This is a genomic window from Kineococcus halophytocola (genome assembly GCF_041276425.1).
In the GTDB taxonomy this organism is placed as follows: Bacteria; Actinomycetota; Actinomycetes; order Actinomycetales; family Kineococcaceae; genus Kineococcus; species Kineococcus halophytocola.
Genome location: NZ_JBGFTU010000016.1, coordinates 1 through 24,862, shown reverse-complemented (window position 1 = coordinate 24,862; position 24,862 = coordinate 1). Strand labels below are relative to the sequence as shown.

Sequence of the window (24,862 nt, the reverse complement as noted above, 5' to 3'; positions counted from 1 at the left end):
GTGAACCGGTGACCGGTGGGGTGGAGGCGGTCCTGTTCTGGGGCCTGGGTGCGGTGGCCGTCGCCGCGGGCATCGCGGTGTTCCGCACGGACTCGATGGCGCGGGCGACGTACGCGCTGGCAGCGTCGTTCGTCGCGGTCGGTGCGCAGGTGCTGTTCCTGCACCTGGACTACGTCGGGGTGGTCGTGGTGCTGATGATGGTCATGGAGATGGCCGTCATGGCCGTCTACATGGTGATGTTCATGGGGATGAACCCGGCGCTGATGCCGATGAGCATGGTGCACTCCCGCAGGACCTCCCTGGGGATCGCCCTCGGGGCGTTCCTGGTGCTGGGCGGGGGTGCGCTGCTGGTGCCCTGGCCCTCGCGGCGGGGTGCCCCGGCGCTCGACCTCACCGCCTCCCTCGGTGAGGCGGTCATGGGGTCGAAGATGCTGGTGATGCTCGTCGTCAGCCCGGTGCTGTTCTCGACCATCGTCGCCGCGCTGGTGCTGGCCCTGCCGCGCGGCCGGTACGACCGGCTGGGCGACGACCTGCGACGCCGGCCCGCCGACGACCCGCAGCCGGGGGGTGCGGGCCGGTGACGTTGCAGGCGGTCCTGGTCATCGCCGCGGCCCTGTTCGCCGTCGGGTTGTACGGGGCGATCTCCCAGCAGGTCCTCGTCATGGTGATGATGGGCCTGGAACTCATGGTCAACGCGGTGATCCTCGCCGCGGCGGGGCTGTGGTGGTTCCTGGCCCCCACCCCCGACGGGCACGTGCTGCTGCTGGTCGTCGTCGCCGCGATGACGGTGGAGATGGCGATGGGTTTCGCCGTGGCCACGGTGCTGCACCGCTCCCGCGGTTCGGACATGACCGACATGAGCACGGACCTGAAGCGGTGACGGGTCTCGGAACGGGCCTCGGGTCCGGCGGGTGGGTCCTGTGGGCCCTGGTGGCCGTCCCCGCCGTGGTGGGTGCCGCGCTGTGTGCGGCCGGGACCTCGGCGCGCGGACGGCAGCGGTGGGCGCCGGTCACCGCGGTTCTGGTCCTCGTCCTGGAGTGCGTCCTGGCGGCGCTCGCGGCGCTGCAGCGCCCGTCGGTGTCCGTGCCGTTCCTGCCCTTCGCCCCGTTCGCGCTGGGGGTGGACGGCCTGGCCGCCCTCGTCGTGCCCGCCGTGACGGTGGTGGCCCTCCTCGCGGTCGTGGTCGCCGCCGCCGACGTGGACGCCGCCCGGGGGCGGTTCTGCGGGCTGATGCTGTTGTTCGTGGCCGCGGTCGTCGTCACGGCCACCGCCACGACGCTGCCGACCCTGCTGTTCGCCTGGGAGGTCATGGGCGCCACGTCCTACGCCCTCGTGGGGTTCGCCTGGTGGCAGCGGCACCGGGTGGCGGCCGGGGAGGTCGCGTTCCTCACCACGCGCCTGGCGGACCTGGGCCTGTACGTGGCGGTGGCCGCCGCGCTCGCCGGTGGCGGGGGCCTGGCGCTGTCGGACCTGCCGGCGGCGAGTGCCGGCTGGCGCGACGTGGTGGCCGCCGGCGTCCTCGTGGCGGGCCTCGGCAAGGCGGCGCAGCTGCCGTTCTCGTTCTGGCTCTCCCGCGCGATGGAGGGGCCCAGCCCGGTCAGCGCCCTGCTGCACTCCGCGGCGATGGTCGCCATGGGGGGCTACCTGCTGCTGCGGGTGGCCCCGCTGCTGGCGGCGACCGGGTGGGCCGCGACGACGACCGCGTGGATCGGGGTGAGCACCGCGGTGCTGATGGGGGTGGTGGCCCTGGCCCAGCGCGACCTCAAGCAGCTGCTGGCCGCCTCCACCGCCGCCCAGCTCGGGTTCGTCGTGCTGGCCGCCGGGGTGGGATCGGTCTCGGGAGGGGCCGTGCAGCTCCTCGCGCACGCGGCGACGAAGGCGCTGCTGTTCCTGGCCGCCGGGGCGTGGTTGTCGGCGCTGGGCACCGAGCAGCTGCCCGCGCTGCGCGGGGTCGCCCGGCGCTGGCCGGTCGTCGGGGTCTGCGCGACGGTGGGGGCGGCGTCCCTGGCCGGGCTCGCGCCGTTGTCCCTGTGGGCGAGCAAGGACGAGGTCCTCACCGCGGCGCTGCGCACCTCCGGGTGGCTGTACGCGGCGGGACTGCTGGGGGCGGTGCTCTCGGCCGGGTACGCCGGCAAGGTCCTCGTCCTGATCTGGCGCCGTCCCAGAGCCGGGGCGGAGCGGGAGTTCGACACCGAGGAGACCGGCGACCGGCACGTGGGGTGGCTGGAGAAGGGTCCGCTGCTGGTGCTGGCCGTGGCCGCCGCCGCGCTGAGCGTGGCGGCGCTGCCGCCGGTGCGCCAGGCGCTGGCGGGGGTGCTCGGTGAGCGGGGGGCGCCCGGCCCGGAGCCGGGGGAGCTGGCGGTCTCGGCCGTCCTCGCGGTGCTGGCGGTGGCGGCCGTGGGGCGCTGGGGGGTGCCCGAACCGTCCTGGGCCCGGAACTGGCTGGGGTTGGGGCGGCTGGCCGTGAGCGGTGTCGCGCGGCCGACCGAACGGCTGGCGCGGGCGCTGGCGCGCTTCGACGACGCGGTCGTGCACCGCGGTGTCGCCTCCGGCGCGGTGCTGGTGCTGCGCGCGGCCCGCGCCGCCGCGCACCTGGACCGGGCCGGGATCGGGGCCGGTGTCGAGCGCGTGGCGAGCGCCGTCCGGCGGCTGGGTGGGCTGGCGCGCCGGCCGCAGACCGGGCTGGTGCACCACTACTACGTCCACGCCGTCGCGGTGCTCGCCGCCGGTGCCGTCCTGCTCCTGCTCGTGAGGTGAGCGTGCTCAGTCTCCTCGTGTTCCTCCCCCTGGCCGTGGGCGTCGTCCTGGCGCTGGCGCGCCGGTTGCCCGACGCCGCGGCCCGCTGGGGGTGGGTCGTCCTCAGCGCGGTCGAGGTCGTCCTGGTCGCCGCCCTGTGGCTGAGCGACCCCGTCCCCGCCCCGAGCGGTTTGCAGTTCGAGCAGCGCGTGGACTGGATGCCGACCGTCGGCAGCAGTTACCACGTCGGCCTGGACGGGTTGTCGTGGCCGTTGGTCGCGGTGACGGTCGTGGTGTTCGCCGCCTGCTCCGTGCACGCCCTCGGCGCGGGCCGGCGCCCCCGGCAGCAGGCGGCGCTGTTCTGCTTCCTGCAGACCACCTGCCTGGGCTTGTTCGCCGCCCAGGACCTGCTGCTGTTCTTCGTCTTCTTCGACCTGTCGATCGTCGGGATGTACTTCGTCATCGCCGGCTGGGGGCACGGGAACGCCGCCCGGTCGGCGCTGACGTTCTTCCTCTACACGTTCCTGGGGTCCCTGGCGCTGCTGGTGGGTTTCATCGGCCTCTACCTGGCCGCCGCCCCGCACACCTTCGACATCGTCGAACTGTCGCGCTCGGCCCCGTTGCGGGGCAGCGGGTCCGTCGGGGTGCTGGTGCTGGGGGCGATCCTGCTCGGGCTGGCGGTCAAGACCCCCACGTTCCCGTTCCACACCTGGCTGCCGCCCGCGCACACCGACGCCCCCGCGATCGGTTCAGCCGTGCTGGCCGGGGTGCTGCTGAAGATGGGCACCTACGGGTTCGTGCGGATCGCGATGCCGCTGCTGCCCGACGCCTGGCGCGACTGGGCCTGGGTGGTCCTGGCCGTCGGCGTCGTCTCGGTTCTCCACGGCGCGCTGGTCGCGCTGGCCCAGACCGACCTGAAACGGATGATCGCCTACACCTCGGTGAACCACATGGGGTACGTCGTCGTGGCCGTGGGCGCCGCGGGGGTCGTGACGGGGTCGGCCGAGCAGGCCCGGCAGGTCGCGGTCACCGGCGCGGTGACGCAGATGGTCAGCCACGGGTTGATCACCGCCGCGCTGTTCCTGCTGGCCGGGGTCCTGCACGACCGCGCCGGCACCTACGACACGTCCTCCTTCGGGGGCCTGGCCCGGCCGGCCCCGCGCTACGCCGCCCTGTTCTCGGTCGCCGCGTTCGCCTCCCTGGGCCTGCCGGGTTTCAGCGGTTTCATCGCCGAGTTCCAGGTCTTCACCGGCGCCATCGCCACCGCGCCGGTGTCGGCGGTCGCGCTCCTGGGCATCGTCGTCACCGCGGCCCTGTTCCTGCGCGCGGTCCAGCGCCTGCTCACCGGTGAGGTCAGGGGGCACTCCCACGGGTTCGCCGACGTGCACGCCCGGGAGTTCTGGTCGGTGGCGCCGCTGCTGGTGCTGGCCCTGCTGATCGGGGTGTTCCCCGCTCCGCTGCTGCAGGTGGTCCAGCCCGCCGCCGCGCAGCTCGTCGACCTCGTGGGGCGGTGAGGGGCCCGTGGACGCCGCGGTGGACACCGCGATGGGCAAGGCGCCGCTGGAGCTGCTGCCGGAGATCTGCCTCCTGCTGGGCGCGCTGGCCACCCTCCTGCTGGGGTCGTTCCTGCCCCGGCAGCGGCAGGGGGTCGCCCGCCTGGTCGCGGTGGTGGCGCTGGTGGCGTGCGCGGTGACCGGTGCCCTCGCCCTGGGCGGCCCGGCGCACACGGTCTACGCGCACACCTACGCCGTGGACGACGCCACCGGGGCCGTGCGGCTCGTCGTCGTGGTCGCCACCCTGCTCGTCCTCGCCCTGAGCGCCGGGGAGGTGAGTGGCACCCCGCGCGAGAGCGAGACGTACTGCCTGCTGCTGCTGTCCGCGCTGGGCACGGTCGTGCTCGCCGGGGCCGACGACCTGCTCGTCCTGGCCGTCGCGTTCCTGCTCGCCTCGGTCCCGCTGTACGGGCTGATCGGGACGGCCCGCACCGGCGCGGCGGCCGAGGCGGTGCTGAAGACGTACCTGCTGGGTGCCCTGACGAACGTGCTGCTTCTGCTGGGCGTCGCGCTGCTGGCGGCCCTGGCCGGGGCGACGACCCACGCGGACCTGGCCGGTGCGCTGGCCGGTGCACCCGCCGCGCCCGTCGCCGTCGGCGTCGTCGCCGTGCTGGCGGGTCTGCTGTTCAAGGCCGGCGCGGTCCCCGCGCACGCCTGGGTGCCGGACGCCGCCCAGGGGGCGTCCGCGACCGCCGCGGCGTTCGCGACGACGGTGCCGAAGATCGGCGCGCTGGTCGCCGCCTACCGGCTGCTAGACGCGCTGCCCCGGAGCGGTCCCGCGGCGCTGGACTGGCCGCTGCTCGTCGCGGTGCTGGCCGCGGCGAGCATGACGCTGGGGAACCTGGCGGCCTTCGGCCAGGACGACCCCCGGCGCCTGCTCGGGTGGTCCACGGTGAGCCAGGTCGGGTACCTGCTGATGCCCGTCGCCGTCGCCGGGCGCGCCGGCTCGGCCCTGCCGGCGCTGCTGCTCTACGTCGCCGGGTACGCGGTGAGCAACCTCGGTGCCTTCGCCGTGACCGCCGCCCTGCCCGGGCGCCGGACGCTGGCCTCCTACCGGGGCCTGGCCCGGCGGCGGCCGGTCCTGGCCGGGGCCCTGCTGGTGTGCCTGCTCGGCCTCGTCGGCACCCCGCCCACCGCGGTGTTCGCCGGCAAGGTCGCCGCGTTCACCGTCGCCTGGGACGGGGGGCTGGCGTGGCTGGTCGTCGTGGCCGCGCTGAACACCGTGGCGAGCCTGTTCTACTACCTGCGCTGGATCGCCCCCGTCTTCCGCACCGAGGCCCACCCCGCCGCGGACGCCGGGTCCCCCGCCGGCGCGGACCCGCGCGAGGGGGCGGGCCCGGCCCGGGGCAGCGCGCTGGTGGCGGCGGTGCTCGCCCTCGTCCTGGGGGTGGTCCTCGTCCCCCTCGCCGGTCTCCTCGGCTCCCCGCCGGTGCGCTGAGGGCGCGACCGGGACCCGCCGCCCGGGGCGGCGGCCTCACCGGGGCGCTGCGACGCGACGGCGGGACCGGACGTGCCGCACCCCCTGCGACACCGCGGTCACCGCCGCGACGACGACCCCGGTGACGACGGCGGTCAGGGTGCCGAACCGCCCGTGGGTGGCGCCGAGGACGAGCACCGCGAGCACGGCGACCGCGCACGGGATGACCCGGGGACCCCACCGCCCCGGGGGTTCGGGTGCGCCCCGGTCGGACCAGGAGAACCACAGCGGGACCGCGCTGAACAGCAGCAGCGGCCAGAGCCCGAAGGCCTGCGCGTCCGAGGGCGGGTGCCGCACGGTCACGACGGTGAGCACGAGGACCACCACGGCGAAGACCGTCCAGAACGCGGTGTCCACGCGGTCCGGTCGCGCGGCCGCGTGCCGCAGCGGCACGTACCACCAGGCCCGGCGGCGCAGGGCCCGGCTCGCGACCTGCACGCCGATGACGGCGAAGAGGAGCCACGACCGCTCGCCGAAGCCGGGGGACAGGACCGGGGTCATCGCCGCGCACAGCACGCTCAGCCACACCAGGTCGGCGACGAGCCCGGCGGCGTACAGCACCCGTCCCGGCCCCCGCGTCCGCAGCGGGTGGGCGCCGGTCGTCCCGGTGAGTTCCCCTGTCTCCTGGGTCGGGTGGGTCTGGTGCGGCATCGTCGTCCCCTCACAGCCCGCGGTTCTTCAGCGTCTTGTGCAGCGCCTGCCGGGTGACCCCCAGCAGGTCGGCCAGGTCCACGAGGCTGTGGTCCTGCACCAGGTCGGCCAGCAGCCCGGCGCGCGCCGCCGCGACGTGCGAGCGCAGGACGGACGCGGCCGCGTCCACTTCGGCGAGCACGAGGACGGCACCGAGCGGTCCACCGCACTCGGCCGTCCAGTCGCGGTCGGTGGGCTGCCCGGCGAGCTGGTGCAGCAGGCCGTCGCCGCGGTCGGTCAGGACGTCGGCGACGACGGCGGGGGAGGTGAGCCGCCGGAGCCGGTCGGTGACGGCGGCGAACGCCGGGTCGAGGGCGCGGTGCGTCAGCACCTCGTCCCACCCGGCCTGCGCCACCGCGTCCACGACAGCAGTGAACCCAGGGTTGACGACGGTGTCAACCCTGGGTTCACGGGTGGGTCAGGGGCTGGTGACCCCGTCGGGGTCGCGCTGGACGGACCGCCCCAGGCGCACCTCGACCTCGCGGTGGCCGCCGTCGGGGAGCTCGACCGGGGTGGCCACCGGCGGGAACCCGGCGGCGGTGACCGTGTACCGCCCGCGGGTGAGGTCCTCCACGGCGAAGGTGCCGTCCCCGTCGGTCGTGGCGGTGTCCACCACCGCACCGCCCTCGTCGACGACCGTCACCGACGCCTCGGCCACGGGTGAGCCGTCGCCGGTCGCCACCGTCCCCACGAGCCGCCCGCCGGCGCTGAGGGTCACGTCGAGCTCGACGTCACCGTGGTCGACCACGAGGTTCTGCGCCACCGGCCGGAACGCCGAGGACAGCACGCTCAGCACGTACGAGCCCGCGAGGAGGTCGGTGATGCGGTAGCGGCCCTCGGAGTCGGTGCGGGACGTGGCCACGACCGCGCCCTGCACGTCCAGCAGCGTCAGCACGGCCCCGGCGACCGGGCCGGCCGCGCTGCGCAGCACCCCGTGCAGGGCCGCGCTGCCGACCAGGCGCACGTCGTGGCGCACGCTGCGGCCGGCGACGGGCACCAGGTGCGCGACGGGGCGGGTGTCGGCCGCGGCGACGATGAGGACGAACGTCCCGCCGGCCTCCAGCGGCAGGGAGAAGAACCCGACCTCGTCGCTGGTGCTGCGCGCGAGCTGGCGGCCGGAGTGGTCGGTGACGGTGAGCGCCGCGCCCGGCAGCGGCCGGCCGGTGGAGTCGGTCACCAGGCCCACCACGCCGAGGGGCAGGTCGCTCAGGACGCGCTCGACGCGCTGCCCGCCCGGCAGGCCCGGGGGCGGCCCGTCCGGGGCGTGGTCGGGGTGGCGCCGCTCCTCGCGCGGCGCCGGGACCGCCTCCGTCCCCCCGGCGGGTGCGGCGGTGCCCTCGCGGGCGAGCAGGGCCTCCAGGCCGCGGCCCTCGGCGTCCACGTTCGGCACCAGCCGGTCCACCCAGCCCGGCACCCACCACGCGGCCCGGCCCAGCAGGGTCAGGGCCGCCGGCACGATCACCATGCGCACGACGAGGGCGTCGGCCAGGACCCCGACCGTCAGGGCCATGCCGATCGAGCCGATGATCTGGTCCCCACTGGTGGCGAAGCCGACGAAGACGCCGGACATGATGAGCGCGGCCGCCACGACGACGGGCGCGGAGCGGCGGAACCCGGCCAGCACCGCGTCCTTGGGGCTGCGGCCGTGGGCGTGCTGCTCGTGGATCGCCGAGACGAGGAACATCTGGTAGTCCATCGCGAGCCCGAACAGGATCCCGACGACCAGGACGGGCATGAAGCTCAGCAGCGGGCCGGGCTGGGCGACCTGGAAGACGTCGGACAGCCAGCCCCACTGGTAGATCGCCACGACCGACCCGAGCGAGGCGCCCAGGGAGAGCAGGAACCCGGCCGTCGCCAGCAGCGGCACCGCCAGCGACCGGAACAGCATGACCAGCAGGACGAGCGCCAGCACGACGATGATCGCGATGTAGACGGGCAGGGCGTCGTTCAGCGCGTCCGTGACGTCGATGTCCAGGGCGGTCTGGCCGGTGACGAGGACCTGCGCCCCGGAGGTGTCCCCGGTCGCGGACCGGATGGCCCGCACCAGGTCGCTCGTCGCCTCGTCGGTCGGGCCGGAGCCGGGGACGACGGTGATGAGCTGCGCCGTGCCGTCCGGGGACGGGACCGCGGGGGTGACGGCGGCCACGTCCGGCAGCCCCTGCACCGTCGTGGCCACCTGCCCGGCCGCGGCGGCGACGGCGGTGGGGTCCGTGCCGTCCACGAGCACGACGAGCGTGGCCTGCGAGCCCGGGCCGAAACCCTCCACGAGCAGGTCGTACGCCTGCCGCTGCGACGTGGCGGGGTCGGCGTTCTCGGCCGAGGGCAGCGCCGTGCGCATCGAGGCGACGGGGATCGCGAGCGCCCCCACGGCCAGCACCGCCAGCAGCAGGGCCAGGACCGGGCGGGCCGTGACCCCGCGCACCCAGCGGCCCAGGAACCCGGGGCCGGCGAGGTCGGTCGTGGCGTGGTCGTCGCTGTCGGCGACGGCGCGCAGCCCGGCCCGGTCGAGCCCGCGCTCCTTGGCCGGCAGCACCCGCAGGCCCAGGACCTTGAGGACGGCGGGCACGGCGGTGAGGGCGACGAGCACGGCGACGGCGACCGTCGCGGCGGCGGCCAGGCCCATCTGGGTCAGGAAGGGGATGTTCACCACCGACAGCCCCACCAGGGCGATGACGACGGTGGTGCCGGCGAAGACGACGGCCGTCCCCGCGGTCCCGGTGGCCTTGGCGATGGCCGCGTCCAGCTCCTCCCCGCGCCGCAGCTCGGTGCGGGTGCGGGCGAAGACGAACAGGGCGTAGTCGATGCCGACGGCCAGGCCGAGCATCCCGGCCAGCGCGGGGGTCGTGGTGGACAGCGAGACGACCTTGCCGAGCGCCGTGATGCCCAGGTAGCCCGCGCCGACCCCGAGCCCGGCGGTCAGCAGGTTCGCCCCCGCCGCCACCAATGAGCCGTACGTGAGGACGAGCACCAGGGCCGCGACGGCGACCCCGATGGCCTCGCTCGTGTGACCGGCCTCGGTCCGCTGCACCTGGGAGGTCACCTCGACGCGGACCCCGTCGACCGTGCGGTCGGCCACCCGTTCCAGCGCCTGGGACTGCTCGGCGGTGACGTCGCCGACGGAACCGTCGAAGGTGACGGCGGCCGCGGCGATGCGGCCGTCGGGCGAGACCATCGGGCGCTGCGGGGCGAACGGGTCGCCCACCGAGGCGATGCCGTCCAGGGCGCGGACCTCGGCCAGCACCTCCTGGACGGCCGCGGCGTTCGCGTCGGTCAGCGTCTGGCCCTGCGGGGCCTGGAAGACGACGGTCGCGGTGGCGGCGTCCGCGCCGCTGGAGAACTTCTCCTCCAGCAGGTCCAGCCCGTCGCTGGCCTGCGTGCCCGGGATCGAGAAGCTCGTGTCCTGCGCCGCGGTCTGCTTCAGGCCGAACGCCAGGCTCGCCAGCGCGGCCAGCAGCACGGCCCACACGGCCAGCACCAGCCAGTGGCGGCGGGTGCTGAACCGCCCGAGTCGGTAGAGCAGGGTGGCCATCGGGCGGGCTCCTTCGCGGGAGGACGCCAGGGGCGTCGAGGGGTCCGTCGGCTCCGGTGGCGACGAGGGACGTGCTGTCCGGCCCGCCGACGGTACCCCGGTGCCCGCCGCCTGTACGTGGTGACCGCGGTGGACCCCGTCGTCGCGCACCTGCAGGGGCACCACCCCCGGGTGCGCGAGATCGGGGACCGGGCGCGCGACCTCCTCGCCGGCCCTCGCGCGCGTGAGCCGGCCGGGCACGCGCCCGGCCCGGCCGCCGGTCAGGAGGTGGCGGCGACCTTGACCTCGAGGGAGTCGAGGTAGCTGCGCACGTTCGCGCGGACCTGCTCGACGGTGTCGCCGCCGAACTTCTCCACGACGGCGTCGGCGAGCACGAGCGCGACCATCGCCTCGGCCACGACCCCGGCGGCCGGGACCGCGCACACGTCCGAGCGCTGCGCGATGGCCTGCGCCGCACCACCGGAGGCGGTGTCCACGGTGTCCAGGGCGCGGGGGACGGTGGAGATGGGTTTCATGGCGGCCCGCACGCGCAGGACCTCGCCGTTCGTCATCCCGCCCTCCAGGCCGCCGGCGCGGCCGGTGCGGCGCCGGACGGTGAAACCGTCGGTGCCCTCCCCGCCGTCGACGCGCTCGATCTCGTCGTGGGCGGCCGAACCCCGGCGGCGGGCGGTCTCGAAACCGTCGCCGACCTCCACGCCCTTGATGGCCTGGATGCCCATGAGGGCCGCGGCCAGCCGCGCGTCGAGCTTGCGGTCCCAGTGCACGTAGGAGCCCAGCCCCGGCGGCAGGTCGTGCACGACGACCTCGACGACCCCGCCGAGGGTGTCGCCCTCGCCGTGGGCGGTGTCGATCTCGGCGACCATCCGGGCGCTGGCCCCGGCGTCGGCGCAGCGGACCGGGTCGGCGTCGACCGCGTCGCGCTGCCCGCGGGCCGGGACGGTGCCCTCGGGGACCGCCTGGGTGCCGATGGACACGACGTGGGACAGGACCTCCGCCCCGACCGTCTGGGCCAGGAAGGCGCGGGCGACCTCGCCGAGCGCGACGCGGGTGGCGGTCTCGCGGGCCGAGGCGCGCTCCAGGACGGGGCGGGCGTCGTCGAAGCCGTACTTCTGCATGCCGGTCAGGTCGGCGTGCCCGGGGCGGGGGCGGGTCAGCGCCGCCGCGCGCCCGCGGGCCGGGAGGCGGCCGGGTTCGTCGTAGCGGCGGCCCTCGGCGTCGGCCGGGTCGGCGGCCATGACCTCCTGCCAGCGCGGCCACTCGCTGTTGCCGATGCGCAGGGCGATCGGGCCGCCCTGGGTGCGGCCGTGCCGGATGCCGCCGATGACCTCGAGGTCGTCCTGCTCGAAGGTCATCCGGGCCCCGCGGCCGTGGCCCAGGCGGCGGCGGGCCAGGGCCTGCCGGATCTGCGCGCTGTCGACCTCGACCCCGGCGGGGAGGCCTTCGAGGATGCCCGCCAGCGCGGGGCCGTGCGATTCACCTGAGGTCAGCCAGCGCAACACGCCCCCGATTCTGCCGTACCCGCGGCGGCGGCCGGTCCGGCCCGGGGTCGGTCGGTGGGGTCGGTCGGCCGGGTCGGTCGGCCGGGTCAGTCGGCGAGGTCGCTGAGCAGCGGGTCGATCCGGTAGGGCACCAGTTCGCGCATGGCCAGGGAGGTCCGGGTCCGCACGACCCCGGGGATGGACAGGACCTCCTGGCCGACGCGGTACAGGTCGTCGGCGTCGCGGGCCACGATGCGGCACATGAGGTCGCCGTCGCCGGTGATGCCGTGGACCTCCAGCACCTCGGGGGTCTCGCGCAGCCGGTGCAGGGTGTCCTCCTGCTGGCCCTGGTGGATCTCGATCATGACGAACGCCGAGACCGAGAACCCCAGGGCGGCGGGGGCCAGCCGGCGGGAGAACCGGTGCAGCACGCCGTCGGACTCCAGGCGTTCCAGGTGGGCCTGGACGGTGCCGCGGGCCAGGCCGAGCAGGCGTGACAGGCCCAGGACGGTCGCGCGCGGGTCATCGTCCAGCGCGAGGAGGATCCGGGCATCGATGGAGTCGAGGCGGCGCACGGACGACATCCTGACGCATCGGCGGTCCTGCCCGGCGGACAATGTGCCCACCGAGGTGTGCGGTTCCTGTGCATCGGGGCACACGGGCGGGGGCCGTGCCGGTGTCAGAGGACCTGACGGACGGACTCCTCGAAGCCGGCGACGTGGGCGTGGGCGAGGGCGGCGGCCCGGTCGGCGTCGCCGGCGACGATGGCCTCCAGGAGCTCGACGTGCTCACCGACGTGGCCGGCGAAGGAGGGCAGCCGGCCGAGCACGAGGCACCAGATGCGGGTGGCGAGGTTGTCGTGGCGGACGAGGACGTCCTCCAGGTAGGGGTTCTGGCTGTGCCGGTAGATGCTGCGGTGCACCTCGACGTCGTGGCGCATGAGCTCGCGCTGGGACAGGCCCCCGCGGTCGGCGGCCACGTGCAGGGCGGACACCGTCCGGGCCAGGGACCGCATCTCCTCCCGGGCCGCGGGGCCGGCCCGGCGGGCCGCGGCGGCCGCGGCCACGGGTTCCAGGGCGCGGCGGACCTCGGAGATGTGTCCCAGGTCGGTCATGTCGACCGTCGTGGCGAAGGTGCCGCGCCGGGGGTAGGCCACGACCAGCCGGTCCACCTCCAGGCGCTTGAGGGCCTCGCGGACGGGGGTGCGCCCGACGCCGAACTCCTTGGCCAGCAGGTCGTCGTTGAGGGGTTCGCCGGGGCGGATGTCGAGCACGACGAGCCGGTCGCGCAGGCGTTCGTAGGCCACGTCCGCCAGGGACGGCGCGGCGGTGGAGGCTTCCTGGGTCGTCAGTGCGCTCACGTCCGCCAGCCTACGCGACCTCTGGTACACCAGTCGTACGGCAGGGATCGGGTGGCGCTGGGTTCCGCCCCGGCACCACCGCACCTGGGCGGCTCCTGAGACCATGGGCCCATGAGCGGCACCCCGGACGCCCGCCCCTCCCCGGTGCAGTCGGTGGACCGGGCGGTGACGGTCCTGGAGGTCCTGGCCGAGCTCGGGGAGGCGGGGGTCACCGAGATCTCCCAGCGGCTGGACGTGCACAAGTCCACCGCCTTCCGCCTCGTGACGGCGCTGGAGGCGCGCGGTCTGGTCGAGCAGGTGGGGGACCGCGGCAAGTACCGGCTCGGGCTGGCCGTGGTGCGCCTGGCCGGGGCCGTGAGCGACCAGCTCGACGTCACCCGCCGGGCCCGGCCGGCCTGCGAGGAACTGGCCGCGACGACGGGGGAGACGGTGAACGTCGCGCTGCCCGACGGCGACGCGGCCATCAACGTCGACCAGGTCCGCGGCTCCTCCACCGTCGCGGCGCGCAACTGGGTCGGGGAGCGGACCCCGCTGCACGCGACCTCCAGCGGGAAGGTCCTCATGGCGTTCTGCCCGCCGGTGCGGGCCGCGGGCCTGGCCGGGCGGCTGCGCCGGTTCACCGACGCCACGACCACCCGCCGCCGGGACCTGGAGGAGGCCCTGGACAAGATCGCCGTGGACGGGTTCGCGGCCACCCGGGAGGAGCTGGAGGTCGGGCTCAACGCGGTGGCCGCCCCCGTGCGCGGGGCCGACGGCGAGGTCGTGGCGGCGCTCAGCGTGTCCGGGCCCTCCCACCGCCTGACGGCCGAGCGGCTGCGGGAGATCACCCCCGCGGTGGTGGCCGCCGCCGACCGGGCCTCGGCCGCGCTGGGCCGGCGGGTCTGAGGCGGGCTCCCGCCCGCCTCAGACCCGCCCCTGACCCGCCCCTCCTCAGGTCGCGGGGCGCTGGTAGACGTCGGGGATGCCGTCGCCGTCCTCGTCGAGCTGCTCCTGCTCGTACAGCTTGCGGTAGGTGCGGTTGCGCAGGCGCAGGACGATCGTGGCCAGCACGGCGGCGATGAGGGAGCCGGTGAGGACGCCGACCTTGACGTGCTCGTCGCGCACGCTGCCGGCGCCGAAGGCCAGCTCGCCGATCAGCAGCGAGACGGTGAACCCGATCCCGCCCAGCAGCGAGGCGCCGAAGACGTCCCACCAGGACAGCGACCCGTCCAGCCGGGCGTTGGTGAAGCGGCTCACCAGGGCCGTCGCCCCGAGGATGCCGACGGTCTTGCCCACGACGAGACCGGCCACGATGCCCAGGGCGACGCGGTCCTGGAGGGAGTCCACGAGGCCGGAGAACCCGCCGACGGTCACACCGGCGGAGAAGAAGGCGAAGACGGGCACCGCGAACCCGGCCGACAGGGGGCGCCAGCGGTGCTCGAAGTGCTCGGCCAGCCCGGGGCCGGCCTCCGGCCCGCCGGCGGCCTGCGAGCGGATGACGGGGACGGTGAAGCCCAAGAGCACACCGGCGACGGTGGCGTGCACGCCCGAGGCGTGCATGAGCGCCCAGGCGACGACGGCCAGCGGGATGAGCAGCCACCAGGTGCGCACCCGGCGCTGCACGAGGACGCCGAACACGGCGATCGCGGCCAGCGACCCCAGCAGCGACACGACGTCGAGCCGGTCGGTGTAGAAGATCGCGATGATCGTGATGGCCAGGAGGTCGTCGACGACGGCCAGGGTCAGCAGGAACGTGCGCAGGGCCGTCGGCAGGTGCGTGCTGATGACGGCGAGCACGGCGACGGCGAAGGCGATGTCGGTCGCGGTGGGGATCGCCCACCCGCTCAGGGCGTCACCGCCGCCGGAGTTGACGACCGTGAACACGACCGCCGGGACGGCCATGCCGCCGACGGCGGCCAGCACCGGCACCATCGCCCGCCGGGGGTCGCGCAGGTCGCCGGCGACGAACTCGCGCTTGAGCTCCAGGCCGGCGATGAAGAAGAAGATCGCCAGCAGGCCGTCGGCGGCCCACTCGCCCAGCGTCAGGTCCAGGTGCAGGACGTGCGGCCCGACGACGGTGTCGCGCAGGCCCGCGTAGGCGTCGGCCAGGGGGGAGTTCGCCCCGATGAGGGCCAGGACGGTGGCGACGACGAGCAGGGCGCCGCCGACGGTCTCCTTGCGCAGGATCTCGCCGATGCGCTGGGCCTCGGGCCAGGAGCCGCGGGAGAGAACGGTACGGCGTGGGGTGGTGGACACAGCGTCCTTCCAGGGTCGACGGAGGGGTGGGTCGCCGGGGCGACCGCCGACCAGGCTCCCCGGCGCACCGGGGAACGACCCTAGGGTCGCACTCTTGACGCCGAGCCCGGGCATTCGTAACCTGCCCACTGGTATATCAGTTGCAGAGTCGCAGTCTGATCCGGCCCACCCGGACCGTCGGAGGTGTCGTGCGCGTCCAGGTCGTCGCTGCGGCCCGCGCCGGGGTCCCGGCCGCGGCCCCGGGCTCAGGCGGGCCGGGGCGTCCCCACCTCGACCACGACCTCCCCCTCGACGACCTCGACCAGGTGCGTGCGCACCGGCGTGAGGGCCGGGGGGCTGGAGGGCACCCCGGTGCGCAGGTCGAAGGCGGAGGCGTGCCGGGGGCACTCCACCGCGCAGTCCTCGACCCAGCCCTCGGCCAGCGACTCGTCCGCGTGCGTGCAGGTGTCGTCGATGGCGAACAGCTCGCCGTCGACGTTGAAGACCGACACGGGGGCGCGCAGCCCCGCGCGGTCGACCCGCACGACCTCCCCGGGGGGCAGGTCGTCCACCGGGCACACCACGACCCGTTCTCCAGCAGGCATCGTTCCCCGTCCTCAACCGGTGCCACGTCCCGAGGATGGTCCCACCGGGCGCCGGGCCTCGCGCAGCAGGGGCGGGCGGGGTGTTCGGCGCGTGTTCCGCCGGTGTTCCCGACGTGTTGCTTTCTCGTGAACTCGTTGCGCATAGCGCAACAGCGGGAATACGCTGCCACGGCGTCACTCCCAGTTCCCGGGTGCTCGGCACCCTTTTCCGGAGAGGACCTCTCGTGATCGACGAAGAACATGTGGGGAGCAGGCGGAGACGGCCACTGGACGTCCCGGTGCTGGTCGTCTCCCTGGTGGTCGTGGCGGTGCTCCTGCTGGTCGGGGTGACGGTCCCCGGCCGGCTGGCGGCGGGCTCCGGGACGGCGTTGACCTGGATCACCGCCAACCTCGGGTGGGCGTTCGTCCTGGGGGCCACGGGTTTCGTGGTGTTCGCCCTCGTCCTGGCGTTCAGCCGGGTCGGACGCATCCGGCTCGGGGCCGACGACGAACGGCCCGAGCACTCGCGGGCGTCGTGGATCGCCATGATGTTCTCGGCCGGCATGGGCATCGGCCTGATGTTCTACGGGGTCACCGAACCGGTGACCCACCTCATGACGCCCCCGGAGTCGGGCATCGCGCCGGGGACCGACGCGGCGGCCGGTGAGGCCATGAGCTACGCCCTGTTCCACTGGGGCCTGCACCCGTGGGCGATCTACGCGGTGGTGGGGCTGGCGCTGGCCTGCTCCAGCTACCGCAAGGGCCGCTCGGGGGGTTTCTCGGCCGCGTTCGCGCCGCTGCTGCGCGGCCCGCGCGGTGCCGGGGCGGCGCGGGCCATCGACGTCCTGGCCATCTTCGCGACGATCTTCGGGTCGGCGGTCAGCCTCGGCCTGGGGGCGGCGCAGATCAACGGCGGGTTGTCGCGCGTGTTCGGCGCGGGCAGCGGAACCGCCTGGCAGGTCGGCATCATCGCGGTCCTGACCCTGTGCTTCGTCGTCTCGGCCATCAGCGGCATCGAGCGCGGCGTGAAGATCCTGTCGAACACGAACATGGTCCTGGCCGGCGTGCTCCTGCTGTTCCTGTTCGTCGTCGGCCCGACGGTCTTCATCCTCGACCTCATCCCGAACGCGGCCGGGAACTACCTGGCCTCCCTGCCCGAGATGGCCGTGCGCACCGGGGCCTACGGCGGGACGGAGTGGCTGTCGGGCTGGACCATCTTCTACTGGGCCTGGTGGATCTCCTGGACGCCGTTCGTCGGCGCCTTCCTGGCCAAGATCTCCCGGGGCCGCACGATCCGCGAGTTCATCGTCGGCGTCATGCTCATCCCGACCCTGGTCTCGCTGGTGTGGTTCTCCGTCTTCGGCGGCACGGCCATCCACGAGCAGCTCACCGGGGCCCTGGACGTCCTGGCCAGCCCGGACCAGAACGAGCAGATGTTCGCGCTGCTGGCGCAGTTCCCGTGGGCCGGGGTGACCTCCGTGCTCGTCGTGCTCCTCGTGGCCATCTTCTTCGTCTCCGGGGCCGACGCGGCGAGCATCGTCATGGCGTCCCTGTCCAGCCACGGCGACGACGAGCCGCGGCGCTGGCTCACCGCGCTGTGGGGTGTGCTGACCGGTGCGGTGGCCGTGGTCCTGCTGTACGCCGGCGGTCTGCAGGCCCTGCAGAACGTCACGATCATCGCGGCCACCCCGTTCCTGCTCGTGATGCTGGCCCTGTGCGTCGCCATCGGCAAGGACATCCGTTCCGACCGGCTCATGCGTCCGGTGGACGCCCCGCCGCTGCACCTGGAGGTGCCGGAGCCACCGCCGTCCCCCCAGGGCCACCGGGCGCCCCGGCACGAGGCGCTGCAGGTCCCCGTCGACGACTGACCGGGACCGTTCGTCCGGCGGCCCGGCCCCCCGTCCCAGGACGGGGGGCAGGGCCGTCGAGCTCTCCTGGTCACCCGCCCGGGAGGGCTCGCAAACCGTTGGGAGAGCAGGTCTTCGCGACCGTTCGCACCCCGCCCCACCGGGCGTCCCTACATGCTTGACACGGCCTTCTCCGCGGTCCCAGACTCGTTCCGCGATGAGGCGCCGGTTCCGCGATGCGGAACACTCCCGCCACCACCATGAACCCCTCGAGAGGGAGCGCAGCATGACTGCTCACACCGTCGCCCCCGACACTGCCCACGAGGCTCAGGAGGGCTGGGAGGACATCGACGACCTCGTGCGCCGACGTGTGCCCGGCCAGAGCCTGGAGGCGCCCTTCTACACCTCCGAGGAGGTCTACGAGCGCGACCTCGACGTGGTCTTCGGGCGGAACTGGATCTTCGTGGCCGCCGCGGCCGAGATCCCGGAACCGGGCGACTTCGTGACGGTCGAGGTCGGGGCCTGGTCGGTCATCCTCGTCCGCGACGACGACGAGCAGGTGCAGGCGTTCCACAACGTCTGCCGGCACCGCGGGTCGCGGCTGCTGCCCGAGCGGCAGGGGTCGGTGGGCAACATCGTCTGCCCCTACCACCGCTGGACGTACGGGGTGGACGGCAAGCTCATGTTCGCCGAGTCGCAGCCGCCGACGTTCGACAAGTCCTGCTTCTCCCTGCGCCCGGTGCACGTGCGCAACCTCGTCGGCCTGGTCTTCATCTGCCTGGCCCAGGACGCCCCCGAGGACTTCGACGCGGTGGCCGAGGTGATCGAACCGCACCTGCGGCCCTACGAGCTGGACAAGGCCAAGGTCGCCGTGACCTACGACCTGGCCGAGGCCGGCAACTGGAAGCTCGTCATGGAGAACAACCGCGAGTGCTACCACTGCGACGGGCACCCCGAGCTCATCACGGCCTACTTCCCGCTGTTCGCCTACGAGGCCGAGGACATCACCCCGCGACTGAAGCCCCTGTACGACCGCTACGTCAAGGCCGCCGACGCCCTGGCCAAGGTGCGGGCCGACCACGGCCTGCCCCTGCGCGACCACCGCGAGCTGGACACCCGGCAGGTGGGGTTCCAGCTCTCGCACCTCCCGCTGGACGGGGAGGGCAAGTCGTTCGCGGCCAACGGCGCCGCGGTCTGCTCCAAGCTCCTGGGCTCGGTGAAGGACGCGGCCTTCGGCGACCTCTCGCTGCACATGCAGCCGAACTCCTGGTTCCACCTGCTGTCCGACCACGCGGTGGTGTTCTCGGTCCTGCCGACCTCCACGGGGACGAGCACGCTGCGCACGACGTGGCTGGTGCACCCGGACGCGGTCGAGGGCGTCGACTACGACCTGGACGCCCTGACGCTGGTGTGGCGGGCGACGAACGACCAGGACCGCGCCCTGGTCGCCGAGACCCAGGTGGGGTGCACGAACCCCGGGTACGTGCCCGGTCCGTACTCCATGGTCGAGGACGACGTCGAGGCGTTCGTCAACTGGTACGTGACGCGGCTGCGGGAGGCGATCGCGTGACGATCACCGAGACGCAGGGCGTTCCGCACCCGGGTGAGATCACGGCCTGGGGCGACGACGTCGACGTCGCCGAACTCGTGTGCGGCGGCGTCCGCGAGATCACCCACGACGTCAAGACCTTCTGGTTCGAGCCGGCCGGACCGCACGTGTTCCACTTCGACCCGGGCCAGTTCATCACCCTGCACCTGGAGATCGACGGCCAGCGCCTGGAGCGGTCGTACACGGTCTCCTCCCCGCCGACCCGCCCGCACCGGCTGGCGATCACGGTCAAGCGCAAACCGGGCGGGACCGTCTCGAACTGGCTGCACGACAACCTCGCCGTGGGCGACCGGGTGATGGCGGCCCCGCCGCTGGGTGCCTTCAGCATGATCCACCACCCGGCGCGCAAGTACCTGTTCCTGTCCGCGGGGTCGGGCATCACCCCGCTGATGTCGATGACCCGGACGCTGGTCGACCTCGGGTCCGACGTCGACGTCGTCTTCGTCCACTCCGCCCACAGCCCGGCCGACATCATCTTCCGGCCCGAGCTGCTGGGGATGCCGACCCAGTTCCCCACGGTCAACGTGGTGCAGGTGTGCAGCCAGGACAGCCCCGGCCAGGAGTGGTGGGGCTGGAAGGGACGACTGACGCGGGAGGTGCTGCAGGAGATCGCCCCCGACCTGCACGAGCGCGAGGTCTTCGTCTGCGGCCCCGACCCCTACATGGCCTCGGTCCGGGACATCCTGAAGGAGGTGGAGTTCGACCTCGAGCACCACCACGAGGAGACCTACACCTTCGAGTCCCTGCCCCGGGCCGCGTTCATCGAGACCGACCCCGTCGACGTCACCGCCTTCGCCGCCGACGTGCCCTCCGGGGGCGCGACGGACACCTTCACGGTGTCCATGACGAAGTCCGGCCGCACCTTCCCCTGCGCCCCCGACGAGTTCATCCTCGACGCCGCGTTCCGGGCCGGGATGTCCCCGCCGAGCTCGTGCAGCCAGGGGATGTGCGGGACGTGCAAGACGGTGCTGCTGTCCGGTGAGGTGGACATGCACCACAACGGGGGCATCCGGCCCCGGGAGGTGGCCGCGGGCAAGGTGCTCATCTGCTGCAGCCGCCCGCTCGGGGACGTCGAGATCGACGCCTGATCCTGCCCCTCGCCGGCCCGCCCCCCGACGGCCCGCCCGTCGCAGGACGCCCCCGCCCCCGGACCGCCGGGGGCGGGGGCGTTCGCGGGTTCAGGCCACCGAACGGGCCGCCGCCCGGTCGGTGAGCAGGTCGTAGACCGGCCGGGACCTCAGGACGACCGCCACGGTCATCGCCACCGCGCAGGCGCCGAGCATGGGGGGCAACTGGTCGGTGCTGCCGGTCAGCTCGGTCGCCAGGACCAGGCCCGTGACGGGGGCGTGCACCGTGGCGGTGAAGAACGCGGCCAGCCCGACCAGGGCGAGGGCTGCGGGTTCGGGCGCGCTGCCCGGGGCCACCCGGGCCGCGACGAGGCCGACGAGGAGCCCGCACTCCGAGCCCAGCACGAGCATCGGGGCGAACAGGCCGCCCGGGGTCAGGGCGGCGTAGGACACCACGCCCAGGACGAACCGCACGACCAGGACGCCGAGCACCACGGGCAGCGTCCCGTGCCCCAGCAGCGCCTCCTGCGTCAGGTGGTCCCCGCCCCCCACGAGCTGCGGGCCGAACCAGGCCAGCAACCCCACGCAGGCGCCGATCACCGCCGCCCGGGCCTCGACGGGCCAGCGGCCGGTGTCCACCCGGTGCAGACCGGCCAGGACGGCCCGGTTGTAGAGGACGCCGAGCAGACCGGTCACCACCCCGACGAGCAGCACCCACCCGGCCTCGGACAGCCGCGGGCCGGGCAGGGCCGGGACGTGGAAGTCGGGGGCGCCCCCGACCAGGGGCGCGGCGACGGCGAACCCGGAGGCGGAGGCGACCAGGGTCGCGATCGTCGCGCGCGGGTGGAAGGACTTCAGCAGCTCCTCCAGGACGAACACGCCCCCGGCGATGGGGGCGTTGAACGCCGTCGCCAGCCCCGCCGCGGCGCCGGCGGCCACCAGCAGGCGCAGGTCGGCCCGCGACCGCCGGGCCAGCGAGGAGACGATGACGGCCACCGTGCTGCCCATCTGCACCGAGGGGCCCTCCCGGCCCAGGGCCAGCCCGCCCCCGCCGATGGCCAGCAGACCCCCGGCGTACTTCACCGGCAGGATCCGGAACCGCCCCGGACCGGCGCGCCCCTCGACCACGGCCTCCACGTGCGGGATGCCGCTGCCCTCGGCGTGCGGTTCGACCCGGCGCACCAGGGACGCGGCGGCCGTCGTGCACGCCGCGCCGGCGAGCACGACCAGCAGCAAGCCCAGGACCCCGTGCCCGTGGGCGCTCGCCGTCAGCCGCTCGCGCCAGCCGCCCGCACCGGTCAGGGCGAGGCGGAAGGTGGCGGCCGTCAGCCCGGTGAGGGCCCCCACGCACGCCGCGGCCACCACGAACCCGATCAGGTCCCCGGCTCCGGTCGCCGTCGGGCGCGTCGTCGGCGGGCGGTCCCCGGCGAGGGTGCTGCGCAGCCATCCCGATGCCCGGCGGTGCCCCATGACCCCATCTGTAGCGGACGCACCTGTGCGCCCGGGACGCCGGTCGCGCGCCGCGGTGCCCGCGGGACGGGCGACGACGGCGATTGCTCCGAGCACAGGTCGGGGCTCGTCGTACCGATATCTAGAACATGACTGTGGTGAGGTTCTTCTGCGACATGCGCGTCGTCCCGCGGATGCTGAGCGGCTTCGCCGTCGTCTGCGCGCTGCTGATGGCGGTCGGCGCGATCGGTGCCGTGCAGCTGGGCAGGTCCCAGGACCGCCTGCACGACATGCACGTCTCCACGGTGTCCTCGGCCAACGCCCTGGGGCAGGTCGGCACCGCGTTCAAGCAGTCCAACAAGGACCTGCCCGACCTGGCCCTGGCGGCCGACGCCGCCGCGCGCGAGCAGGTGCTCGCCCAGACCGCGGCCGACGACCGCGCGGTGGACGAGGCGTGGCAGACCTACCTCGCGACCGGTCCCGGGACCACCGCGGCGCAGCGGTCGGCCTTCGAGCAGGACCTGGCCGCCTGGCGCACGGCGCGCGAGACGCTCTCGCAGTTCGCGCTGGCCGGGGACACCGCCGGGTTCACCGCCGCCCGCCCCACCACCACCGTCCCCCTCAGCGACCGGGTCTCCGCCGACCTGGCCGCCCTGGTCGAGGGCGAACGGGCCGACGCGGCGGCCAGCGCCGCCGCCGGTGACCGGGCCTACAAGCGTGCGCTGGCCCTGCTCATCGGCCTGTGCGCCGCCGCCGTCCTGCTCGGGGCCTCCATCGCGGTGCTGCTGGGCAAGAGCATCGCGCTGCCGCTGTCGCTGGTGGTGCCCGTCATCAAGGGGCTGGCCGAGGGGCGCCTGGACCAGCGCGTGCGGGTGCTCTCGACCTGCGAACTGGGCCAGATGGCCGCCGCCACCAACACCTCCCTGGAGCGGCTGGCCGGTCTCCTGCGCGAGGTCGGTGCCAACGCCGCCACCCTGTCGTCCTCCTCCGAGGAGCTGACGGCGGTCGCCACCCAGCTGTCCTCCGGCGCCCGGCAGTCGGCCGGGCAGTCCGCCCAGGTCGCCGGGGCCACCGAGGAGATCTCGACCAACATCACCACCGTGGCCGCCGCCGGGGAGCAGATGAGCGCGGCGATCCGCGAGATCGCCACCTCGACCGCCGACGCCTCGGCCGTGGCCGCCTCCGCCGTCGTCACCGCGGACACCGCCCACGCCACGCTGGACCGGCTGTCCGCCTCCAGCCGCGAGATCGGCGACGTCGTCAAGCTCATCACCTCCATCGCCGAGCAGACGAACCTCCTCGCCCTCAACGCGACCATCGAGGCCGCCCGGGCCGGGGAGATGGGCAAGGGGTTCGCCGTCGTCGCCGGTGAGGTCAAGGAACTCGCGCAGCAGACCGCCCGCGCCACCGAGGACATCACCACCCGCGTGGCGGCGACCCAGGCCGACGCGCACGCCGCCGCCGAGGCGATCGGGCAGATCGGGGAGGTCATCGCCCGCATCGACGGTCTGCAGGCCACCATCGCCGCCGCGGTGGAGGAGCAGTCGGCCACGACGGCCGAGATGGTGCGCAACGTGACCGAGGTGTCCTCGGGCAGCCAGCAGATCGCCGCCGCCGTCGGGGGGATCGCCGCCGCGGCCGAGCAGACCACCGCCAGCGCCGGGCACACCGCGACCACCGCCGGGGAGGTCTCGCACGTCGCGGCCGACCTGAACCGGCTGGTGTCGACCTTCACGGTCTGACGCCGCGGCTCCCGGGTCAGCTCCCGGGTCAGCTCCCGGGTCGGCGCCGGGGGGCCGAGCGCAGCGCCGCCAGCACCGCACCGACGGCCACGACCCCCGCCCCGAGGAGCAGGACGCCCGTCACGGCGCCGGCGTGCGCGGCGGCCGACCCGGCCCCGGCCCCGGTCACGACGAACACCACGCTCACCGCGCCGGAGCCGGTGGACTGCGACACGGTCCGGTTCAGGTTCAGGACCCCGGCGGCCGAGGCGGCGTGGCGCAGGGGAGCGGCCGACATCATGTCCCGGTTGTTGGGGGACTGGAACACGGCGAACCCCAGACCGCACAGGGCGGTCCGGGCGAGGACGTCCAGGGTCGAGGCGTCGGCGGGCAGCAGGGCCAGGGAGAGCAGGCCCCCGGCCAGCACGCTCAGGCCCGCGAACGCCAGCAGGGTGGGGGAGACGCGGTCGGCCGCCCGCCCCGCCAGCGGTGCCACCACGACGATGACCGCCGGCCACGGGGTGAACAGCAGCGCCGAGCGCAACGCGCTGTCCCCGAAGGCCTCCTGGAACAGGAAGGGCAGGGCGACGAAGGCCGTCGCCTGCCCGAAGAACGAGCACGTCGCGGTGAGCACGGCCAGCGTGAACGGGCCGGTGAACAGCCCCGGGGGGATGACGGGTTCGGCGCTCCGCCGCTCGGCGCGCACGAACAGCACGGCGAGCGCGACCGCCACGAGCAGCAGCGCGAGCGAGACCGGCAGCGTCCGGACCGCACCCAGGCCCCGCACCCCCAGCAGGAACGCGGCGATGGCCGCGGCCACCAGGACCGACCCGCGCAGGTCGAACCGCGCCCCGCGGGCCGGCACGCTCGGCAGGAACCGCCACCCCAGGACGGTGGCCGCGGCGCCCACGGGGAGGTTGACGAGGAACAGCCAGGGCCAGGACGCCACGGTGAGCAGGGCCCCGCCCAGCGCCGGTCCCGCCGAGGTCCCCAGGGCCACGGTCATGGCGTTCAGGCCCAGCACGCTGCCCAGGCGCTCGGGGGGCACCACGCGCCGGTACACCGGGATGGGGACGGCCAGCACCAGCGCGGAGGCCACGCCCTGCACGACGCGGGCCGTGACGAGCAGCTCCAGCGTCGGGGCCGCCGCGCACGCCAGCGAGGCGAGGGCGAACAGCGGGACGCCGAGCAGGAACAGCCGCCGCCGCCCGACGCGGTCGCCCAGCGCGGCCGAGGCGGGGATGCAGCAGGCCGCGGCGAGCAGGAAGGCCGTCGTGACCCAGACGGTGTCCGAGGGGGAGGCGTCGAGGTCGCGGGCGAGCGTCGGCAGCGCGACGTTGACGATCGAGGAGTCGACCGTCGCCATGAACGTCGCGGCCAGCAGGGCGGCCAGGACCGGGCCCCGTCGCACCACGGGGCGGTCCGGCGGTTCGGTGCTCAGGGCGGGGTCCTTCCGCGCGGGGGCGGCGCGCGGGAGGGACGGCGCCGGAGGCCGGGGCCCCGGGCCAGCATCGGGCACCGCGCCGGGCGCGGTGCCCGATGCTGGCC

General features: G+C 74.7%; 20 protein-coding genes. 10 read left to right on the top strand and 10 right to left on the bottom strand.

The features are described 5' to 3' along the window. Window positions 1-8: 8 nt before the first annotated feature. Genes AB2L27_RS14105 through AB2L27_RS14085 form a run of 5 tightly spaced genes read left to right on the top strand, consistent with a single transcriptional unit; the run spans window position 9 to window position 5,727 of the window. Window positions 9-581, top strand: a complete 573-nt coding sequence (locus AB2L27_RS14105; protein WP_370442114.1) for an NADH-quinone oxidoreductase subunit J — start codon at window positions 9-11, stop codon at window positions 579-581. Then, window positions 578-880 carry an NADH-quinone oxidoreductase subunit NuoK gene (locus tag AB2L27_RS14100; RefSeq protein ID WP_370442113.1) on the top strand — a complete coding sequence of 101 codons (303 nt, stop codon included), beginning with the start codon at window positions 578-580 and terminating at the stop codon, window positions 878-880. Before AB2L27_RS14105 ends, AB2L27_RS14100 begins: the two co-directional genes overlap by 4 nt. Beyond that, a complete protein-coding gene (locus AB2L27_RS14095) occupies window positions 877-2,757 on the top strand; it encodes a proton-conducting transporter transmembrane domain-containing protein (protein WP_370442112.1) in 1,881 nt (626 codons plus the stop codon). Before AB2L27_RS14100 ends, AB2L27_RS14095 begins: the two co-directional genes overlap by 4 nt. A 2-nt stretch (window positions 2,758-2,759) precedes the next feature. Next, a complete protein-coding gene (locus AB2L27_RS14090; RefSeq protein ID WP_370442197.1) occupies window positions 2,760-4,250 on the top strand; it encodes a complex I subunit 4 family protein in 1,491 nt (496 codons plus the stop codon). A gap of 31 nt (window positions 4,251-4,281) precedes the next feature. Continuing rightward, window positions 4,282-5,727 (top strand): NADH-quinone oxidoreductase subunit N, encoded by a 1,446-nt coding sequence (locus AB2L27_RS14085; RefSeq protein WP_370442196.1) that lies wholly within the window; start codon window positions 4,282-4,284, stop codon window positions 5,725-5,727. Window positions 5,728-5,763: 36 nt separating this feature from the next. On the opposite strand, the gene AB2L27_RS14080 is transcribed toward AB2L27_RS14085, so the two are convergent. From AB2L27_RS14080 to AB2L27_RS14055, 6 genes are all read right to left on the bottom strand, one after another. Further along, window positions 5,764-6,417 (bottom strand): hypothetical protein, encoded by a 654-nt coding sequence (locus AB2L27_RS14080; protein WP_370442111.1) that lies wholly within the window; start codon window positions 6,415-6,417, stop codon window positions 5,764-5,766. Between the two features lie 10 nt (window positions 6,418-6,427). Next, window positions 6,428-6,820: a hypothetical protein gene (locus tag AB2L27_RS14075; protein WP_370442110.1), complete on the bottom strand. Its 393-nt coding sequence runs from the start codon at window positions 6,818-6,820 to the stop codon at window positions 6,428-6,430. A 54-nt stretch (window positions 6,821-6,874) separates the two neighbouring features. Next, complete coding sequence (locus AB2L27_RS14070; RefSeq protein ID WP_370442109.1) at window positions 6,875-9,985, bottom strand: MMPL family transporter; 3,111 nt, start codon at window positions 9,983-9,985, stop codon at window positions 6,875-6,877. Between the two features lie 260 nt (window positions 9,986-10,245). Continuing rightward, window positions 10,246-11,484: a chorismate synthase gene (aroC, locus tag AB2L27_RS14065; protein ID WP_370442108.1), complete on the bottom strand. Its 1,239-nt coding sequence runs from the start codon at window positions 11,482-11,484 to the stop codon at window positions 10,246-10,248. 86 nt (window positions 11,485-11,570) lie between these two features. Beyond that, window positions 11,571-12,047: an Lrp/AsnC family transcriptional regulator gene (locus tag AB2L27_RS14060; protein ID WP_370442107.1), complete on the bottom strand. Its 477-nt coding sequence runs from the start codon at window positions 12,045-12,047 to the stop codon at window positions 11,571-11,573. A gap of 95 nt (window positions 12,048-12,142) precedes the next feature. Continuing rightward, the gene (locus AB2L27_RS14055; RefSeq protein ID WP_370442106.1) at window positions 12,143-12,823 is read right to left on the bottom strand and encodes a GntR family transcriptional regulator; all 681 of its coding nucleotides are present in this window, start codon (window positions 12,821-12,823) and stop codon (window positions 12,143-12,145) included. 111 nt (window positions 12,824-12,934) lie between these two features. Between AB2L27_RS14055 and AB2L27_RS14050 the strand changes: the two genes are divergently transcribed. Then, window positions 12,935-13,708, top strand: coding sequence for an IclR family transcriptional regulator (locus AB2L27_RS14050; RefSeq protein ID WP_370442105.1), 774 nt, complete (start codon window positions 12,935-12,937; stop codon window positions 13,706-13,708). Window positions 13,709-13,753: 45 nt separating this feature from the next. Here the strand turns inward: AB2L27_RS14050 and nhaA are convergent, their stop codons facing one another. Both nhaA and AB2L27_RS14040 read right to left on the bottom strand, forming a co-directional pair. After that, a complete protein-coding gene (nhaA, locus tag AB2L27_RS14045; RefSeq protein WP_370442104.1) occupies window positions 13,754-15,058 on the bottom strand; it encodes a Na+/H+ antiporter NhaA in 1,305 nt (434 codons plus the stop codon). Window positions 15,059-15,303: 245 nt separating this feature from the next. Further along, complete coding sequence (locus AB2L27_RS14040; protein ID WP_370442103.1) at window positions 15,304-15,642, bottom strand: bifunctional 3-phenylpropionate/cinnamic acid dioxygenase ferredoxin subunit; 339 nt, start codon at window positions 15,640-15,642, stop codon at window positions 15,304-15,306. A gap of 278 nt (window positions 15,643-15,920) precedes the next feature. Here AB2L27_RS14040 and AB2L27_RS14035 point away from each other — a divergent pair, with 278 nt between their 5' ends. The 3 genes from AB2L27_RS14035 to AB2L27_RS14025 all read left to right on the top strand — a co-directional run bounded on the left by AB2L27_RS14035 (window position 15,921) and on the right by AB2L27_RS14025 (window position 20,165). Beyond that, a complete protein-coding gene (locus tag AB2L27_RS14035; protein WP_370442102.1) occupies window positions 15,921-17,489 on the top strand; it encodes a BCCT family transporter in 1,569 nt (522 codons plus the stop codon). A gap of 265 nt (window positions 17,490-17,754) precedes the next feature. After that, window positions 17,755-19,038 carry an aromatic ring-hydroxylating oxygenase subunit alpha gene (locus AB2L27_RS14030; protein ID WP_370442101.1) on the top strand — a complete coding sequence of 428 codons (1,284 nt, stop codon included), beginning with the start codon at window positions 17,755-17,757 and terminating at the stop codon, window positions 19,036-19,038. After that, window positions 19,035-20,165, top strand: a complete 1,131-nt coding sequence (locus tag AB2L27_RS14025) for an FAD-binding oxidoreductase (RefSeq protein WP_370442100.1) — start codon at window positions 19,035-19,037, stop codon at window positions 20,163-20,165. The genes AB2L27_RS14030 and AB2L27_RS14025 overlap by 4 nt, the downstream gene beginning before the upstream one ends. Before the next feature lie 90 nt (window positions 20,166-20,255). Here AB2L27_RS14025 and AB2L27_RS14020 read toward each other — a convergent pair whose 3' ends face one another. Continuing rightward, window positions 20,256-21,614 carry a chloride channel protein gene (locus tag AB2L27_RS14020; RefSeq protein ID WP_370442099.1) on the bottom strand — a complete coding sequence of 453 codons (1,359 nt, stop codon included), beginning with the start codon at window positions 21,612-21,614 and terminating at the stop codon, window positions 20,256-20,258. 128 nt (window positions 21,615-21,742) lie between these two features. Between AB2L27_RS14020 and AB2L27_RS14015 the strand changes: the two genes are divergently transcribed. After that, window positions 21,743-23,335 carry a methyl-accepting chemotaxis protein gene (locus tag AB2L27_RS14015; RefSeq protein ID WP_370442098.1) on the top strand — a complete coding sequence of 531 codons (1,593 nt, stop codon included), beginning with the start codon at window positions 21,743-21,745 and terminating at the stop codon, window positions 23,333-23,335. A gap of 28 nt (window positions 23,336-23,363) precedes the next feature. On the opposite strand, the gene AB2L27_RS14010 is transcribed toward AB2L27_RS14015, so the two are convergent. Then, window positions 23,364-24,725: an MFS transporter gene (locus AB2L27_RS14010; protein ID WP_370442097.1), complete on the bottom strand. Its 1,362-nt coding sequence runs from the start codon at window positions 24,723-24,725 to the stop codon at window positions 23,364-23,366. Window positions 24,726-24,862 lie beyond the last annotated feature (137 nt).

Coding starts and splice junctions, on each gene's coding strand:
- AB2L27_RS14085 (WP_370442196.1), top strand. CDS start 4,282: ATGGGCAAGGCGCCGCTGGAGCTGCTGCCGGAGATCTGCCTCCTGCTG.
- AB2L27_RS14080 (WP_370442111.1), bottom strand. CDS start 6,417: ATGCCGCACCAGACCCACCCGACCCAGGAGACAGGGGAACTCACCGGG.
- AB2L27_RS14070 (WP_370442109.1), bottom strand. CDS start 9,985: ATGGCCACCCTGCTCTACCGACTCGGGCGGTTCAGCACCCGCCGCCAC.
- AB2L27_RS14060 (WP_370442107.1), bottom strand. CDS start 12,047: ATGTCGTCCGTGCGCCGCCTCGACTCCATCGATGCCCGGATCCTCCTC.
- AB2L27_RS14050 (WP_370442105.1), top strand. CDS start 12,935: ATGAGCGGCACCCCGGACGCCCGCCCCTCCCCGGTGCAGTCGGTGGAC.
- AB2L27_RS14040 (WP_370442103.1), bottom strand. CDS start 15,642: ATGCCTGCTGGAGAACGGGTCGTGGTGTGCCCGGTGGACGACCTGCCC.
- AB2L27_RS14030 (WP_370442101.1), top strand. CDS start 17,755: ATGACTGCTCACACCGTCGCCCCCGACACTGCCCACGAGGCTCAGGAG.
- AB2L27_RS14020 (WP_370442099.1), bottom strand. CDS start 21,614: ATGGGGCACCGCCGGGCATCGGGATGGCTGCGCAGCACCCTCGCCGGG.
- AB2L27_RS14015 (WP_370442098.1), top strand. CDS start 21,743: ATGACTGTGGTGAGGTTCTTCTGCGACATGCGCGTCGTCCCGCGGATG.